Source organism: Mesorhizobium sp. M2E.F.Ca.ET.209.01.1.1, assembly GCF_004010375.2.
GTDB lineage: Bacteria > Pseudomonadota > Alphaproteobacteria > Rhizobiales > Rhizobiaceae > Mesorhizobium.
This window is the reverse complement of record NZ_SADP02001291.1, coordinates 1-284: the sequence shown is the minus strand read 5'-3', so window position 1 is coordinate 284 and position 284 is coordinate 1. Positions and strand designations below refer to the sequence as shown.

The window sequence follows — 284 nt, the reverse complement described above, 5'->3', positions numbered from 1 at the left end:
TGGCATAGGAAGTGCCAAGGTCGCCGTGGAGCAGGCCGAGAAGCCAGCGCAGGAAGCGAAGGATTGCCGGATCGTTGAGATGCATGGCCTCGCGCAGGCCGGCGACCGCTTCCGGAGTCGCCGCCTGGCCGAGCAGGATCGACGCGGTATCGCCCGGCAGCATGCTGGTGGCGAAAAACACGGCGAACAACACGATCAGAAGCGTGACGACCGCGATCCCCAGCCGCTTGACCACGAGGTTGAGAACCCCAGATTTCATGGAAGCGCTCCCTGCGGTTGCGTTC

At 64.1% G+C, this 284-nt stretch carries 1 pseudogene; it reads right to left on the bottom strand.

Annotated features, from left to right (window positions below):
• Nucleotides 1-259: pseudogene (locus tag EN852_RS40110) on the bottom strand (ABC transporter permease); the annotation flags it as partial.
• Between the last annotated feature and the right edge of the window lie 25 nt (nucleotides 260-284).